At 47.5% G+C, this 265-nt stretch carries 1 protein-coding gene; it reads right to left on the reverse strand.

What is annotated here, in order from left to right:
* A partial coding sequence (locus DC53_RS22270) for a hypothetical protein (protein WP_033032611.1) occupies positions 1–265 on the reverse strand: 265 nt, incomplete at both ends.

Genomic DNA, 265 nt, shown 5'->3' on the forward strand with positions numbered 1-265 from the left:
TGTCAACGGCGCAGTACCATTCATCGAGCTCACTTCAATATCGCCCGTGATGTTACCTTGACCCGCTCGCACTGTACCATCTGAATAAACCGCTTTCATTGGCACGAATCGACCACCATCTGCAATATTCTGCAAGAACTCTTGATCGTCATTGTCGTCATCAATAGCAAAGTTGATGCCTGAAAACTTCCAGCCTGTAACCGTTTGAATCAAGCGACCACTAATGCCGTCACCGTTCGCACTAAACTCGTTACTCTTACCGCCT

The organism is Pseudoalteromonas fuliginea, assembly GCF_000690055.1.
GTDB lineage: Bacteria > Pseudomonadota > Gammaproteobacteria > Enterobacterales > Alteromonadaceae > Pseudoalteromonas > Pseudoalteromonas fuliginea.